At 52.9% G+C, this 13,072-nt stretch carries 12 protein-coding genes and 2 pseudogenes; 2 read left to right on the forward strand and 12 right to left on the reverse strand.

What is annotated here, in order from left to right:
• Positions 1 to 186 precede the first annotated feature (186 nt).
• The 4 genes from AC1D19_RS23905 to AC1D19_RS23920 all read right to left on the reverse strand — a co-directional run bounded on the left by AC1D19_RS23905 (position 187) and on the right by AC1D19_RS23920 (position 1,746).
• A complete protein-coding gene (locus tag AC1D19_RS23905) occupies positions 187 to 426 on the reverse strand; it encodes a lipopolysaccharide assembly protein LapA domain-containing protein (RefSeq protein ID WP_477759890.1) in 240 nt (79 codons plus the stop codon).
• Positions 427 to 453: 27 nt separating this feature from the next.
• The gene (gene ihfB / locus AC1D19_RS23910; protein WP_108215432.1) at positions 454 to 750 is read right to left on the reverse strand and encodes an integration host factor subunit beta; all 297 of its coding nucleotides are present in this window, start codon (positions 748 to 750) and stop codon (positions 454 to 456) included.
• A gap of 130 nt (positions 751 to 880) precedes the next feature.
• On the reverse strand, positions 881 to 1,159 hold the full coding sequence (locus AC1D19_RS23915) for a hypothetical protein (RefSeq protein WP_477764742.1): 279 nt from the start codon (positions 1,157 to 1,159) through the stop codon (positions 881 to 883).
• A 296-nt stretch (positions 1,160 to 1,455) separates the two neighbouring features.
• Positions 1,456 to 1,746 carry a recombinase family protein gene (locus AC1D19_RS23920; RefSeq protein WP_477756943.1) on the reverse strand — a complete coding sequence of 97 codons (291 nt, stop codon included), beginning with the start codon at positions 1,744 to 1,746 and terminating at the stop codon, positions 1,456 to 1,458.
• 322 nt (positions 1,747 to 2,068) lie between these two features.
• On the opposite strand from AC1D19_RS23920, the pseudogene AC1D19_RS23925 reads away from it, so the two are divergent.
• Positions 2,069 to 2,359, forward strand: a pseudogene (locus tag AC1D19_RS23925) (reverse transcriptase domain-containing protein); the annotation flags it as partial.
• 1,308 nt (positions 2,360 to 3,667) lie between these two features.
• Positions 3,668 to 5,032, forward strand: coding sequence for a hypothetical protein (locus AC1D19_RS23930; RefSeq protein ID WP_477764743.1), 1,365 nt, complete (start codon positions 3,668 to 3,670; stop codon positions 5,030 to 5,032).
• A 199-nt stretch (positions 5,033 to 5,231) separates the two neighbouring features.
• Here AC1D19_RS23930 and tnpC read toward each other — a convergent pair.
• The 8 genes and pseudogenes from tnpC to AC1D19_RS23970 all read right to left on the reverse strand — a co-directional run.
• Positions 5,232 to 5,921, reverse strand: a pseudogene (gene tnpC, locus AC1D19_RS23935) (IS66 family transposase); the annotation flags it as partial.
• The gene (gene tnpB, locus AC1D19_RS23940) at positions 5,881 to 6,063 is read right to left on the reverse strand and encodes an IS66 family insertion sequence element accessory protein TnpB (RefSeq protein WP_477759892.1); all 183 of its coding nucleotides are present in this window, start codon (positions 6,061 to 6,063) and stop codon (positions 5,881 to 5,883) included. The gene tnpB and the pseudogene tnpC, both read right to left, overlap by 41 nt.
• Positions 6,064 to 6,312: 249 nt before the next feature.
• Complete coding sequence (locus AC1D19_RS23945; protein ID WP_477756448.1) at positions 6,313 to 6,648, reverse strand: ComEA family DNA-binding protein; 336 nt, start codon at positions 6,646 to 6,648, stop codon at positions 6,313 to 6,315.
• Positions 6,649 to 6,761: 113 nt separating this feature from the next.
• A complete protein-coding gene (locus tag AC1D19_RS23950; protein WP_477764744.1) occupies positions 6,762 to 8,756 on the reverse strand; it encodes a polysaccharide biosynthesis protein in 1,995 nt (664 codons plus the stop codon).
• A gap of 101 nt (positions 8,757 to 8,857) precedes the next feature.
• Positions 8,858 to 9,883 (reverse strand): MraY family glycosyltransferase, encoded by a 1,026-nt coding sequence (locus AC1D19_RS23955; RefSeq protein ID WP_477764745.1) that lies wholly within the window; start codon positions 9,881 to 9,883, stop codon positions 8,858 to 8,860.
• A gap of 64 nt (positions 9,884 to 9,947) precedes the next feature.
• On the reverse strand, positions 9,948 to 10,910 hold the full coding sequence (locus AC1D19_RS23960) for a UDP-glucose 4-epimerase family protein (protein ID WP_477764746.1): 963 nt from the start codon (positions 10,908 to 10,910) through the stop codon (positions 9,948 to 9,950).
• A 19-nt stretch (positions 10,911 to 10,929) separates the two neighbouring features.
• A complete protein-coding gene (gene wecB / locus AC1D19_RS23965; protein ID WP_477756583.1) occupies positions 10,930 to 12,057 on the reverse strand; it encodes a non-hydrolyzing UDP-N-acetylglucosamine 2-epimerase in 1,128 nt (375 codons plus the stop codon).
• Complete coding sequence (locus AC1D19_RS23970; RefSeq protein WP_223456234.1) at positions 12,050 to 13,060, reverse strand: polysaccharide biosynthesis protein; 1,011 nt, start codon at positions 13,058 to 13,060, stop codon at positions 12,050 to 12,052. The genes wecB and AC1D19_RS23970 overlap by 8 nt, the downstream gene beginning before the upstream one ends.
• Positions 13,061 to 13,072: the final 12 nt, after the last annotated feature.

Raw genomic sequence — 13,072 nt, forward strand, 5'->3', positions numbered from 1 at the left:
CTAAAGTTATACCCCATCGACAAGCAAGGTAGGCAGACTAGCAGGCGCACTTCTCCTGCATTCTTGAGGAACCACTCTATCTACCGAAGTGAAAAAAGTTGCAGATATAACAAATCGAAAACGATGGATTACCGATACCCGGAAAACATCACTGAACCGTCAACCGAACGCTCATCTCTTTACAATTTACTTGGCTGACGTCCGCGACACCTTCCTGATCCTAAGCAATAGCCAAAACAATAGAGGCCCCAACACCATCCCTACCAACAGTGAAAGCACTACAATTACCGACACGGGCAATGCAGGCCCTGTCCACCCAAGAAACACCATCGAAATGGTTTGTTGGTTTTCCAGGACGAACACTAAGACCACTAAGATCAATAGCAACAACAAAACCGCAAGCATTACGCGTTTAATATTAGACATCAGTAACAACCCAAACTCCGTTTACTATCACGACACTTCCTCCTCATCCTCATTCACCCGATCACGCAACTCCTTGCCGGGCTTGAAATGCGGAACGAACTTGCCATCGAGGCTGACAGACTGACCGGTTTTCGGATTGCGTCCCACGCGCGGTGCGCGATAGTGCAGCGAGAAACTGCCGAAGCCACGGATCTCGATGCGATCGCCGGTGGCCAGGCATTGGGACATTTGCTCAAGCATGGTCTTGATGGCCAGCTCCACATCCTTTGATGAGAGCAGTCCTTGATGGGTGACAATTCGTTCGATCAACTCCGACTTCGTCATATTTTTCCCTTCTTTTTCAAGCAGCTAGATCAGCGCTTCAAAGGTTTTAGCACGCCCGGACGATTTTGAACAGCCCATTGCATTTACCGCATTCTCTCCCCGCATGAGCGTCCGCGCCCCGGCACCCAGCTCACCTACAGATAACCAACATGGTCCGTGTCAATAAACCCGCAGGATTGAAGCCAAAGAAGTATTCATCTTCATCCTTGGCGTCGTCGGACCTGGCCACAACCTTGTAACCTGCCCCCTTACATTCCCTGTCAGCTCGCTTTTGACACCTCTCCCACCCCGATCCCAGCCCCGAGCAATCGATCTCGACGCCACTGACCCCGTGTACCGCATGGGTCCTTGCATTAGTCGTACAACCCGCCAATGTCAGTACGGCAATCACGACAATGAGCCTTTTCATTCACATCCTTATGCCAGACGCCTCGCCTGACCGTCGTTCGCCTTCAGGCATAAGACTAGTTGCAAATAAACGACTGATCCGATTAAAGAAAAAGACAACCTGAAGCGCCTTGAGTTTCTGCAATCCTCCCCGGGAACCAATATCCTGTTCAACCCGAGTGGTAGCACAGGAGCATCAGTAGCTAATGGCTTGTCGCGCAAGCTCTGGTACTGCCCCGCTTGGCGCCATGAAGCTTGCCGCGACGATGGCATGATTGAGGAATACGACCTGTACGCCGCACGCCGATAGTTCTTCCATCAGCAATGCCTGGTGGGCATATTTTCGTGACAGCCGGTCTGGGGGGACAGGACGTAGAGACGATCTACCAAGCCAAGTGCAGCGCGGTCTCTGAGCCGTTCCAATTGTGGGCGAATCAGCGTCGCGCCGCTGACGCCAGCGTCGATAAAGCGCATGTCCTCAACGACTTGGGCGCCATCAGCCACGATCCGCTCCATCAGCGCGGCAATCTGGCTTTCAATCGTGCCGCGTTTAGCCTGTTGGTCAGAGGATACCCGGGCATAGAGCGCCACCATCACAGCCTGGCTCATTGCTCACCTCGCTTGGCAGTACGATGCTTTTTCACAGGGGACCGGGATTGCGACAACTCTGAGGAAGTCCGCGTTTCTGTCGGTTTTAGCTGCTCGTAGACCCTCTCGAGCTCTTCACAAGAGAATCGATTTGGCTCAAAAGCCAGACGAATACGCCAGATCCGCGGTTTTCGGCTCATGACTGAATTCTCCCGTCAGTGGGGGCGATGACCTCAATGACGAGAACAATCTCGACGCCGGGGCATCCCGCATACCTCGCAGCAAAACTCTCCATGACAATGCACAGCCCCCATTTTATCCGAGAGTTTGCTCTATTGTTGCCGGCGCTATCTCGCCGTTGTTGTCGAACATCCTGCTCCACGAACTCGATCGTGAATTGGAGCGGCGAGGCCATCGTTTCGTGCGCTACGCCGACGATGCGAACATTTATGTGCGTAGGCGTCGTTCCGGTGAGCGAGTGATGGCCGGCGTCGAGCGGTTCTTGAGGCAGCGTCTGAAACTGACGCTGAACCGGGAAAAGAGCCGGGTAGCCGGGTCATGGATGTGTGACTACTTGGGCTACGGGATGAGCTGGCATCAACAGCCAAGGCTGAGTATCGGCTACGTTGAGATCGGTGATGTTCTGGGGCGTGGCCTGGAGTTCGACAATAGCGTCAAGAATCTCGACGGGTTCTTCACAGGCGTGGTGGAGCGTTGCTGGATCAACAGCGGCATCCACGGCACCTACATGGGCGACAGCCTCACGATCCAGCACAACACGATTACCGGTCGCAACTGCGGTATCGAGGTGATCGGCTTGTCTGGCGCTCAGCAGATGGCCATCCATGACAACAACATCACGACCAACGGCGGGGCGCTGGCGTTGATCAACGTCGAACAGCCTCAAATCACGATCAATCAGTTGGAGCACCCTGGTTACTCGTCCCGCTACACGGGCATCTACGATCCGTTCATCTATCTGTCGGGTTGCTTTAAGCCTTACCTGCATCGAAACACTATCAATCCCGACAACCGTTCTGGCGACTATGCAAACAGCGTTTTGCCGTCAAGCACCATAACTACCGATAACGGCACGACCAAGACGGTGCTGAGCGGAAACGATATGAACAAGGCGCGTTTGTATCATGTGAACAGTGGGGTGACAGGCGCGGTGGTGTACCTCGACAAGTATCAGACCTACTACAACGGAGCGGCTTTGGCCTCTTCTGGTACGGTCGTAGCGGAGGCTCTCGCAGGATGAAAATTCAGTACACACAATGGCCGCGCAGCGGGAAGATCAGCGCGAAGCTCGTCTACGCCGACGGTACCCATAAGGTCGGTCCTCCTTGCGATACGGAAAAGGTAGCTCTGGCTGCAGCCAGGAAGGCTGAAGCGGAGAAGTAGCCCAAGCGATCCTATGCCAGGGACGGCTGGTGTGTTGTCGCAGACCAGTCTCAAAGCTGATAGCATGCCGGCCTACTGACTATATGTTCGCCTAAAGGACGACTGGCAATGACTTTGGCCAAGGTAATACGCTGTGCATCACCGAAACGGATTACGTTGGCGGGGTTGGCTCTGGTTTTGATTTCTTCCTCTGCGCTGGGCTCGTCTTTGGTAGAGTAAGCAGCTGCAGCTTGGAAAACGGCAGATCAGGAAGCGAGAGATTGTAGTATCCCGGATGTGGACCTGATTGATGCGGTCCCAAAATCCGTAAGAGATCAAGAGGGATGCCTAATCAAAGTAGGCTCACGCTCTTGGAGTAAGCAAAACCAATCCGACATGTCCTGTGCGATAGCTTCTCTGGATATAGTGGGGGTCGACAGGGTATGCGTCGTGGAGCTCACCCGAGCTAAGCGAGACTCGATTGTGGCAAGCGCCAAGTAGATCCCGAGTGCCCGATACACTTGCCGGCTATCGGCTTAGCATTTCAAGGAAATCAGGAATGTATTCATCATTCGTCAATCGTGGCAGTCTCTTGCTTGCCCCTGCTTTAGCGCTGTGTTCATGGATATCTTTGAATCCGTACTTTTTATGGGGCTCCAGTAGGCATATTGCACTTGCCGGACTAACGGCTGGCGTCATTGCGGCGCTCGCGTTCATCGCTGGTGATAGGCCACGTAAAAGTGAAATGATCGGCTTTGCCATGATGGCAATTTTTATAGTCTACATAAGCTTCCTCCCGAAAACGGACGGAAGCTTTACACGTTGGTATTTCGTTCTGCCGACTATGCTAGCGCTCTTCGTATTCGAAGACAGTCGGAGAGCCGAACTTATAAAAGCATTTTCGATTATCTTCGGGTTGAGCTTGCTGCCAGGTGTTTTGGTATCGATTGGCGCCATTCTCGGGCTTCAAATCAGCTTTAATCACAGCCCGCTTCTAAACCCTGTAATGGCCGCAGCGGGGGGTTATTATCTGAATGTGCCCGGTGTGCTATTGCTTGGGAATAACGTGACGTCTCTACCATGGGGCGGAACGCTCTACCGTTTGTGTGCGGTTTATGATGAGCCGGGGATGGTGGGTACCGTTTCAGCATTTCTGCTCGCAGCCCATAGGTTCCGGATCAGGTCAACAGCCACCATCCTACTTTTCGTAGGCGGGTTGCTCTCGTTTTCTTTGGCGTTTGCAGTGCTGACAGTCGCTGGTTTTGCTGCTCGCCTGGTGCTGACCCGATCTGCCAGAACCTTGGCGCCTCTCGCTCTGAGCGTAGTTGCAGGGCTGCTTGCCGCAGGAGTCATCAAGCCAGATTCTTTCCACACAGAAACGAATGCGAAAGGCCCTGGAGTCGAAGTCACTACATCGGCGCCTAGCTTGACAGGACCATTGTCTTCTCCTCCGGAGCTAGTTGCTAGCTTCCCAGAGACGCAGGCATCGGAAGCTTCGGTAGTGAAAAACACCACTGAATTACCGGCCTCAACCTTGCGTCAGACTCAGTACATAAACAATAGATCGCTTCCTGAAATGCAGAAACTGCTCAATGACTATTGGTCTTCAGGTTTGAAGACTCTTATGTTCGGGGTAAGCTCTGACGCTAGCGTAACGTTTGGTGGAGTCTCTCAAGTGGTAACGAGAATATTCACGGACTTTGGGATCATCGGGATGATCCTTTTTGCAGGCTCTATGATTTTGCTTGCTATCGCGCTTCTGCGTAGAGCTGATTTGCCGAAATGGGCATTACTGTTTTTCGCGCTGTTCCTGTTTAGTATATATCAGCGGCCAATTGTCTGGATGCCTTACGCGTTCACGCTGTTCATTTGTTGTCCGGTATTAGCTGGAGTTAACGTGAGGAAACGAATCAGCGTTACTTAAACGTTATGACTTCATAACAGCTTCAATCTCAACATGACCCGCTACGGCGGGTTTATTGAGATGGTCAGCCTGACCGAGAAGCCCTGCAGGTTTACGCTTGCAGGGCTTTTCTCGTTTTTGGCGGAGGATCTCTCATGAACACGGTGACACTTCGTAAGCGATCCGTAAACCCCGCCAGCCATCAAGATGGATAGCGCGTTTAACTACGCGATACCGGCGAGCAGTTCCAGGGCAGTAAAGCTTCGTAATCCTCAACCGAAGAGGCCGTCGGCAGGCGCTCAAGTGCGTGGCGCAGCCACGCATAGGGCTCTTGGCCGTTGGCTTTGGCTGTCTCGACCAGGCTGTAAAGTTGAGCACTGGCCGTCGCGCCTTTGGACGTGTCGGTGAACAACCAGTTCTTCCTTCCGATCACGAAGGGCCTGATGGCGCGTTCGGCAGGGTTGTTGTCAATCGGCAAGTAGCCTTCCTCGACATACCACGCAAGTTTGTTCCAGTTGTTGGCCAGATAACTGATGGCTTTGCCCAGGGCGTTCTGAGCTGTGACTTGAGGCTGTGTCTTTTCCATCCAGTTTTTCAACTGAGCCAGCACCGGCAGGCTGTGCGCGTGACGACCGGTTTTACGCTCGCCGTCGTTGCCGGCCTGTAGATCGCGTTCGATGCCATAAAGCTTGTTGATCAGGTTCAGCGCGATGTCGGCACGTCCCGTCTTGCCTTTGGGCTGTACTTTTTGCGCTTCGACGAATTTGCGTCGTGCATGCGCCCAGCAGCCTAAACGCTCAACCCCCTCCTGCGCGCCCAGCGCGTTGTAACCGGCATAATCATCGGTCATCACGTAGCCGCGATAGCCATCAAGCAGACGCGTCGGCACCTCCTGAGCCCGGCTTGTTGAGGAAGACGAAAAGCACAGGGTCGAATACCGCGACCTTGATATCCAGTTCGACCAGCGCGGCCAGGCCATCAATGGATTTTCGAAAGTCCACGGGTTTGGGGTAAAGATAGACTTTTTCGACTTTTGCATCGGGGCGCATCATGGCGGGCTGGCTCTTGAGGGAATCGGGAGCACAGCATCCGGGATCAGCTAAGCGCTTTGAATGTGGGGTTCATGGAGCGCTTACAACGAATTAACCGCTCAGGCCACCAGGAGCGGTTTTTCACCTTGGATATAGCGTATAAGAAAAATGCCCGTATCTTGCCATACGGGCATTTTCTTTAACCGGCCAGCAGATTGCTAGGTTTTTACACAGCCTGCAATGATCGGCCTTTTTCGTTCAATTACACGCTTAGTTCAATTCGATCTTCTCGCGATTTCTGTCCAGAAGCGCTTTACCAATCCCCTTCACTTCCAGCAGTTCATCTACTGACGCAAATGGCCCATTGCTTTCACGATATGCAACAATCGCTTTGGCCTTGGCCTCGCCTATACCCGACAGTTCACGCTGCAGCGTTGCTGAATCGGCACGATTAAGATCGATTTTGCCCACTTGCCCCTTGGCGGCCACATCCAGTACCTGAGGTGTCTTGAGCACCTCGGGACTGGTCACTGGAGCAGCGAAAGTAACGACGGGAACACTGGTGAGAAGGGCAAAAACCAGAGAGTAAAAATAGCCTGTACGCATAATTGAAGCTCCATGACGGCGTTATAGAAGGCAGCTTTTTCCGAAGCTGCTCCTCAAACTTAGGCTATGTAATGGCGCTGTCAAAAATATGTACATTGCAAAATATGAAACAATCAGGGTTCCAGGCGTCGCTGCTGGTAGATCCAGTCGACGATTTCACCATCCGGGGAGTAGCCACTAACGGTGTCGCGCAACAACTGGCGAACACGCGCATAATCGTCTTGATCAACGGCGCGGAGCAATTCGCTCAGCTTGACCTTCAGCACATCCCAGGACAGGTAATCCTCGTTGGCAGTCATGATCATCGGGTGCTGAGTGGCAGCCACGTTGTCACCGATCAATAATTCCTCATAAAGTTTTTCACCCGGACGCAGGCCCGTGAACTCGATAGAGATGTCGCCATGCGGATTTTTTTCCGAACGGACGCTCAAACCAGATAAATGGATCATCTTCTCGGCGAGCTCAACAATCCTCACAGGCTCCCCCATGTCCAAAACGAAAACATCCCCGCCCTGCCCCATGGAACCCGCTTGAATAACCAGCTGCGCGGCTTCGGGAATGGTCATGAAGTATCGAGTAATCTTGGGGTGAGTGACCGTCAGTGGCCCCCCCGACTTGATCTGTTTGTGAAATAGCGGAATAACCGAACCGGACGATCCCAGAACGTTCCCAAACCGCACCATTGTGAAGCGCGTCTTGTTAACCCGAGAAACGTTGGTCGTGTCACCGAACAATACCGGTGCCATCTCTCGACTGAGCGCCTGCAGCGTCAACTCGGCAAGACGCTTGGTACTGCCCATTACATTGGTAGGCCTCACGGCCTTGTCAGTCGAAATCAATACAAAGTTGGAGACACCGGCCTGAAGTGCCGCCTGTGCTGTATTCAGTGTGCCGATCACATTGTTGAGCAGACCTTCAGCAATATTATGCTCGACCATAGGCACGTGCTTGTAAGCCGCGGCGTGATACACCGTATCCACACGCCAGGATTTCATCACATCCAGAAGTTTTTCCTGATTGCGCACAGACCCAAGAATTGGCAAAAGACGAATCGGCAATGACTCTCGTGCAATTCGCTGTTCCAGTTCGGACAAGATGCTGTAGAGATTGAACTCGCTATGCTCAAACAGCAAAAGTGTCGTGGGTCCGAGTGCCAGGATCTGACGGCAGAGTTCGGCGCCAATGGAGCCTCCAGCACCTGTAACCAGAACGGACTGCCCCTTGATGCAGTGCTCGAGCAAATCCCCCTGAGCCGGAACAGCATCGCGGCCGAGCAGGTCGGCAATGTCTACTTCCTGGATGTCGTCGACCTTGACCCTGCCACTGGCCAGATCCATGAAGCCCGGGACACTTCGAACGTGCAGAGGAAAACCTTCGAGAAAACCAAGAATCTCGCGGCGGCGACCACGGTTGGATGACGGGATGGCTAGGAGAATTTCCTGAGCGCCCGTGTTGTCGATCATTTGTTGGATATGTTTAGGCTTATATACTTGCAGCCCCGAAATAACCCTATCGGCAATACCACTATCGTCATCGATAAAGGCAACAGGTCGCATGACCCTCCCCATTCGCAAGGCGGTAACGAGTTGATTGCCGGCGGCCCCCGCACCGTAAATCGCGACTTTTGGCAAGCCATCATCCCTGCTCGTAAACGGAACATGCTGAACCGCGCTGAACCAATCACCCATAAAATACTGGCGCATGGCGAAGCGCAATCCCCCGATCATGATAAGACTCAACCACCAGTAGTTGAATATGATCGAGCGGGGAACGACGTTCTGATGGTTGCTGTACCAGTACAGCAAGACGCCCAGGATCAGGGACGATAATGTGACGGCCTTGATAATGGCAATGAGCGCATCATTTCCGAAGTACCGCATCACCGCGCGATACATGCCAAAGCGGATGAACAGGGGAATTGCCACGACAGGTGCGCTGACAAAAAGCCAAACATGCTGAGTGAGGGGGTTGACCATCTCGTCCAGCCCCAGACGTACAACAAACGCCATCCACAAGGCAAACCAGACCAGAAAAATATCAGTCAGAACCAGCAAAATTCGCTTATGTCGTCTTGGCAGACTTAATAAATGCGCCCGAATTTTATCCATAACCCCTCTAAACACCTCTCGAAGCTCCCAGCATTGATACAGCAACTACAGCTTTTGGTATCTCTTGTGGATAAGGCATTGCGTGATAGCCAGAGCAACCATCACGCATTGTTCGCGATTTCCAACTCGCCAGCGTGGAATTTGAATGCCAGCGCCACCAAAGGCACATAGGCAAGAATCAATCCTGTCGCACCATCCAGGTACTGCATGACGACCAATATAGCGACCGGCAATAACCACAACAAATTGACAGCGGCTATTACGACTGTGACCACACGATGGCTGCGGAATTTCCGTGAAGCGTACTGGTATCCATGGCTGCGATGAGCCTCATAGACCTTGTCACCACGCAACAGGCGTCGCAGCAAGGTAAAAGTGGCGTCAACAATGAATACGCCTAACAGGATAAGCCATGCCCACAAAAACACCGGTGCAGTCCATGCGGCATGCAGGGCCAACACCGCCAGCACTATGCCTAGAAAACCACTCCCGGCATCGCCCATGAAAATACGCGCTGGCGGGAAATTCCAGACAAGGAAACCGAGTACGGCCATTGTCAGCACAAACGGGGCAATGGAGAGACTCACATGACCGCCAATCCAATACACCAGACAAGCGCCGACACAGGTGCAAATCGCTTCGACACTCGCCAGACCATCAATACCATCCATAAAGTTATAGAGATTGAGCATCCAGACTAGAAAAAAAGCCCCGATGACATAACCAAACCATCCCAGACTTATTTCGTAACCGAACACATTGATCGGGGCCATGCCGCCAATCCAGAACAATGCCCAGATGGCACCAGCGAAATGCGCCAGCAGGCGCCACCGGGCAGCAATGTGTCCGTGGTCGTCAAGAAAACCTATGACTGCTATCCACCCACCGGCTCCAAGTAGAGCCAACGCCATGGGCCAGGCCATGTCATCTACCCAGACAAGCGCCGGTAACGCAATCAGAAAACTCAGGACGATGGCCACACCTCCACCACGCGGTGTCGGGACCGAATGTGAACTTCGTGAATTCGGAATATCTATCAAACTGCGTGCCAAGGCATACTTGCGCAATGCACCCGTGGCCAAAAATGAAACACCAACCACAGCAGCCAACAACCAAATTGTGTTCAAAGATCAACTTCCTGAAACAGCCAAAATCAATTTTGCAATTGAACCAGCACTGCCGTTAGCCAGCTTATCGCTGCCTGTCCTTGTAGTAGTTCGCAGCCGACACCAGAGCTTCATCGACGCTAACGGGAGGAGTCCAGCCCAGCAGCTTTCGAGTTTTGCTTATATCGACTTGCAACGACCCGCAAAGCCGTTGCGATAAAGCCTGCTTACCTAAAAGCTGCGCTCCTCGCTCAAGCAGCACACTCGGAACAGGCAACAACCGTGCAGGCTTGCCCAGCGCTTGCCCCATGCGCCTCAAGAGCTGCGTAGTGGACAGATCTTCCCCATCACTCACAAGGAAAATCTGATTCGCTGCAGCAGGGTGACGAATACAGGTCACTATTAAATCAACAAGATTGTCGAGCGCGACCAGACTGCGTCGATTATGGATAGCCCCGAATGGCAGTGGCACCCCCTTGTCCAGCCAGCGCATCATGTTCAGGAAATTGGCCCTGACACCCGGGCCGTAAACGAGCACAGGACGAATAATCACGACCTCCATCCCTGAATCGATCGCGATTTCGCGTAACCCTCGCTCGGCCTCCATCTTTGATACGCCATAGGGGTCCGCTGGCGCGGGTGGAGCATCAGCAAGATAGGGCTCATTGAGCGGCGTACCTTCACCATTCACCTTGATCGAGCTAATGAACACAAAACGTCGAACCCCTTGACCAGCCGCCTGCCGGGCAAGATTCAGTGTGCCTTCGACATTCACCTTGCGAAACGCCACCAGCGGATCGGACTCGGTGTCATTCATCACATGGACACGCGCCGCGCTGTGAATGACGACCTCCACCCGATCCAGCGCCTGCGACCAATCGGCATCACTTTCGAGCCCGGCGGTTTGAACAGTTGTAACGCGCGCCGGACAGTCGGGCAAGGCATGCCCACGAATGGCTGCCACCGGTTCCAGATCTTCAGAAGCCGCTAACCGGCCCAGTACAGCACGGCCTACGAAACCAGTGGCACCTGTCAACAAAACACGCATTTTCAAACCTCGACGCCGCTCAGGGTTTCGACCAGACAGTACGGTTGATGTAGTCGGTGTAACTCAATACGACCCGAACCACCTGCTTGGACACCGGACCCGCCTGGTAATCCCTGACCACGGGGATGACACGCTGATCACGATCATGCTGACTGGTCACCACACGTACAGCATTGAGAACGCCATCCACTTTCAGGCCACTCATAATGAGTGTCCCTTCGTCCATCCCCTCCGGACGCTCATGTGCATTACGGATGGTAATGGCAGGCAAGTTCAGCAGAGAGGCCTCTTCAGTGATGGTGCCACTATCGGACAGGACGCAAAACGCCGACATCTGCAACTTGATGTAGTCAAGCAGACCGAATGGTTTGGAAAAGCGGATCAACGGGTGATCCAACGATTCGCCTATCGCCTCCAGACGTTTGCGGGTGCGGGGGTGAGTGGACACGATGATCGGAAACTTATACTCGTCGGCCAAGGCTCGCAGTGTCTTGAGCAAATCCCGGAGGTTTTCCGGCGTATCGACGTTTTCTTCTCGGTGAGCGCTGATGATGAAGAATTTATCCTGCTCCAGCCCCTCTCGAACCAGCACGTCGGAAGTGAGAATTTTCGGCATGTAGTAGTCGAGCACTTCCTCCATATGCGAACCGGTCTTGATGATGGTTTCAGGACGAATCCCTTCAGCGATCAGATAACGCCGGGCATGCTCGGTCAGCACCATATTGATATCGCTCAGGTGATCGAGCACCTTGCGATTCAGTTCCTCGGGAACTCGCTGATCAAAACAGCGATTGCCGGCTTCCATATGGAATACGGGAATCTTGCGGCGCTTTGCGGCAATGACTGCAAGACAGGTATTGGTATCGCCATAGAGTAAAAGCGCGTCCGGCTTTTCAACTTCAAATACTTCATCCGCCTTGGAAATCACCTCGGCGATGGTCTTGGCAGCCGTATCGCCGGCGGCGCCCAGAAAGTGATCGGGCTTTCGAATTTCAAGATCGTCGAAAAAAACCTGATTCAATTCGAAGTCGTAGTTTTGGCCGGAGTGGACCAACACATGGTTGACCTGCTTATCCAGCTCAGCAATGACACGACTCATCTTGATAAGCTCTGGTCGCGTGCCGACCAGCGTCATGACCTTAAGCATCAAGTTTCTCCTGAATGTATTCCAGATTCAAAAGAACTTTCTTCACGCCTTCAACATCGAGACGCTCAGTATTATGCGAGGTGTAATCTTCAAGATCGGAAATCTCCTGCTCACCTTCAACAAAGAATTTCTTGTAGTTCAGGTCGCGATTGTCCGCCGGGATTCGATAGTAACGCCCCATGTCTTCGGCTTTGGCCATTTCTTCACGGGAAATCAGCGACTCGTAGAGTTTTTCGCCATGACGGGTGCCAATGACCTTGACGGTATTGTCACGAGAGAACAGCTCCTTGAGCGCTTGCGCCAGGTCAGCGACTGTCGAGGCAGGTGCTTTCTGAACGAAAATATCGCCTTGCTCGGCATGCTCGAAAGCGTGCAGCACCAGGTCGACAGAGTCCTCCAGCGACATCAGAAAGCGGGTCATGTTCGGATCAGTGACAGTCAGCGGCTCGTCATTTTGCAATTGGTTGATAAACAACGGGATCACTGACCCGCGCGAGGCCATGACATTGCCGTAACGAGTTGCGCAGATCACAGGTCCCGCTGCCGGAATCATCCGCGACCTGGCCACCATCAGTTTTTCAGCCATGGCCTTGGAAATACCCATGGCATTGATTGGATAAACAGCCTTGTCGGTACTTAGCACGACAACGCGCTTAACACCCGAAGCAATCGCCGCATTCAGAACGTTTTCGGTGCCGATGACATTAGTACGCACGGCTTCCATAGGGTAGAACTCGCAGGAAGGCACCTGCTTCAATGCGGCAGCGTGAAAAATGTAATCCACACCGACCATGGCCTGATCAAGGCTATCGCGATCGCGAACATCACCGATATAGAACTTCACCTTGTCGTTCGACAGGGCAATGCGCATATCTTCCTGTTTTTTTTCATCGCGGCTGAATACACGAATTTCTTTTACGTCTGTATCAAGAAAACGCTTCAACACTGTATGACCAAATGACCCTGTGCCGCCCGTGATCATCAAAATTTTATTATCAAACATAACTACCATCCA

This window comes from Pseudomonas sp. P1_C12 (assembly GCF_056406435.1).

What these genes read in the sequence shown, in the direction of transcription:
- AC1D19_RS23905 (WP_477759890.1), bottom strand. Translation starts at nt 426, where the DNA reads ATGTCTAATATTAAACGCGTAATGCTTGCGGTTTTGTTGTTGCTATTG.
- ihfB (WP_108215432.1), bottom strand. Translation starts at nt 750, where the DNA reads ATGACGAAGTCGGAGTTGATCGAACGAATTGTCACCCATCAAGGACTG.
- AC1D19_RS23915 (WP_477764742.1), bottom strand. Translation starts at nt 1,159, where the DNA reads ATGAAAAGGCTCATTGTCGTGATTGCCGTACTGACATTGGCGGGTTGT.
- AC1D19_RS23920 (WP_477756943.1), bottom strand. Translation starts at nt 1,746, where the DNA reads ATGAGCCAGGCTGTGATGGTGGCGCTCTATGCCCGGGTATCCTCTGAC.
- AC1D19_RS23930 (WP_477764743.1), top strand. Translation starts at nt 3,668, where the DNA reads ATGTATTCATCATTCGTCAATCGTGGCAGTCTCTTGCTTGCCCCTGCT.
- tnpB (WP_477759892.1), bottom strand. Translation starts at nt 6,063, where the DNA reads ATGATGCGCCCCGATGCAAAAGTCGAAAAAGTCTATCTTTACCCCAAA.
- AC1D19_RS23945 (WP_477756448.1), bottom strand. Translation starts at nt 6,648, where the DNA reads ATGCGTACAGGCTATTTTTACTCTCTGGTTTTTGCCCTTCTCACCAGT.
- AC1D19_RS23950 (WP_477764744.1), bottom strand. Translation starts at nt 8,756, where the DNA reads ATGGATAAAATTCGGGCGCATTTATTAAGTCTGCCAAGACGACATAAG.
- AC1D19_RS23960 (WP_477764746.1), bottom strand. Translation starts at nt 10,910, where the DNA reads ATGCGTGTTTTGTTGACAGGTGCCACTGGTTTCGTAGGCCGTGCTGTA.
- wecB (WP_477756583.1), bottom strand. Translation starts at nt 12,057, where the DNA reads ATGCTTAAGGTCATGACGCTGGTCGGCACGCGACCAGAGCTTATCAAG.
- AC1D19_RS23970 (WP_223456234.1), bottom strand. Translation starts at nt 13,060, where the DNA reads ATGTTTGATAATAAAATTTTGATGATCACGGGCGGCACAGGGTCATTT.